1 protein-coding gene and 1 pseudogene are annotated in these 2,062 nt (G+C 64.6%); both read left to right on the forward strand.

The window, feature by feature from the left end; genetic code table 11:
• Nucleotides 1-176, forward strand: a pseudogene (locus I5M_RS31080) (deoxyguanosinetriphosphate triphosphohydrolase); the annotation flags it as partial.
• 51 nt (nt 177-227) lie between these two features.
• Nucleotides 228-2,021, forward strand: coding sequence for an arginine--tRNA ligase (gene argS, locus I5M_RS00155; protein WP_022719549.1), 1,794 nt, complete (start codon nt 228-230; stop codon nt 2,019-2,021).
• Nucleotides 2,022-2,062: the final 41 nt, after the last annotated feature.

Consider the following 2,062-nt stretch of genomic DNA (forward strand, 5'->3'; position numbering starts at 1 on the left):
CGCTCTGTGACCACCCCGCTGACCTGCCGCCGGACTGGCTGCCGGCCGATGGTCCGGTTGCCGAGTGCGAAGCCGACCGCTTCCGCCGCATCCGCAATTTCATCGCCGGCATGACCGACCGCTACGCGCTGACCGAGCACCAGCGGCTCTTTGACTCGACCCCGGAATTGCGTTAGGCGGCGCCTCGACCGGCCGCCAATGGCCGCATTCCCATTCCCATTGCAGCCATGTCCGATCAAGCCACGTCTTCGCATCTATTCGCTCATGTGCTGTCGCGCGTTCATGCGGTCTGCGCCGCGCTGACCGCCGAGGGCACGCTGCCCGCCGGTATTGACCTGTCGCGCATCGTCGTCGAGCCGCCGAAGGATGCTTCGCACGGCGACATGGCCACCAATGCCGCCATGGTGCTGGCCAAGGAGGCCAAGGCCAAGCCGCGCGATCTCGCCGACAAGATCGCCGACAAGCTGCGCGCCGAGGCCGAGATCGCGTCCGTCAGTGTCGCCGGACCAGGCTTCATCAACCTCACGCTGCAGCCGGGGTTGTGGGCCGACGCGCTTCGCACGATCCTGCAGGCGGGCGCTGCCTATGGCCGCAGCCGGATCGGCGGCGGTGAAAAGGTCAATATCGAATACGTCTCGGCCAACCCGACCGGCCCGATGCATGTCGGCCATTGCCGCGGCGCCGTGTTCGGCGATGCGCTGGCCAATCTGCTCGACACTGCGGGTTATAACGTCACGCGCGAGTACTACATCAACGACGCCGGCGCGCAGGTCGATGTGCTGGCGCGGTCGGCGTTCCTGCGCTACCGCGAAGCGCTCGGCGAAGACATCGGCGCGATCCCGGATGGCCTGTATCCGGGCGATTACCTGGTGCCGGTGGGCGAGGCGCTGAAGGCCGAGCACGGCGCGGCGCTCAAGGATATGCCTGAGCCGCAGTGGCTTCCGATCGTCCGCGCCAAGGCGATCGCGATGATGATGGAGATGATCAAGGGCGATCTCGCCGCGCTCTCCATCACCCACGAGGTGTTCTTCTCGGAGCGGACGCTGATCGAAGGCGAGCGCAATCGTGTCGCCGACACGATCGACTTCCTGCGCGCCAAGGGCGACGTGTATCAGGGCCGCTTGCCGCCGCCGAAGGGCGCGCCGGTCGAGGATTACGAGGACCGCGAACAGACTTTGTTCCGCGCCACCGCCTATGGCGACGACGTCGACCGGCCGCTGCTCAAGTCGGACGGCTCCTATACGTATTTCGCCTCCGACATCGCTTATCACAAGGTGAAGTTCGATGCCGGCTGCCCAACGCTGGTCGACGTGCTCGGTGCCGACCATGGCGGCTACATCAAGCGGATGCAGGCGGCGGTTCAGGCCGTGACTGCCGGGAAGGGCGCGCTCGACGTCAAGATCGTTCAGTTGGTCCGCCTGCTGCGCAACGGCGAGCCGGTGAAGATGTCCAAGCGCGCCGGTGACTTCGTCACGCTTCGCGAAGTGGTGGATGAAGTCGGCTCCGACGCCGTCCGCTTCATGATGCTGTTCCGCAAGAACGACGCGGTGCTGGACTTCGACCTCGCCAAGGTCATCGAGCAGTCGAAGGACAATCCGGTCTTCTATGTTCAGTACGGCCACGCGCGCGGTCACTCGATCTTCCGCAATGGCCGGGAGGTCGTTGCCGATCTGCCGGACGATTCGGATGCGCGGGTGAAGTTCCTGCTGAACGCGCCGCTCGAGCGGCTCGATGCGCCGGAAGAACTCGCGCTTCTAAAAAATCTCGCGCTCTATCCGCGCATCGTCGAGGCCGCCGCGCAGGCTCACGAGCCGCACCGAATTGCCTTCTATCTCTACGAGTTGGCGAGCGAGTTTCACGCACTTTGGACGCGCGGGCGCGACCTGCCTCATTTACGCTTCATTATCAACAATGATGCAGAGATTACCAAAGCGCGACTGGCAATGGTTCAGGGCGTCGTCTCGGTTTGGGCTTCGGGTCTCGCCATTCTCGGCGTCTCCGCGCCGGACGAGATGCGATAGCGGACGGCCGATCAAATGGGGGTCTGTGGCGGCTTTTTGAA

Origin of the sequence: Rhodopseudomonas sp. B29 (assembly GCF_000333455.1) — a bacterium.
GTDB lineage: Bacteria > Pseudomonadota > Alphaproteobacteria > Rhizobiales > Xanthobacteraceae > Rhodopseudomonas.

What these genes read in the sequence shown, in the direction of transcription:
- argS (WP_022719549.1), top strand. Translation starts at nt 228, where the DNA reads ATGTCCGATCAAGCCACGTCTTCGCATCTATTCGCTCATGTGCTGTCG.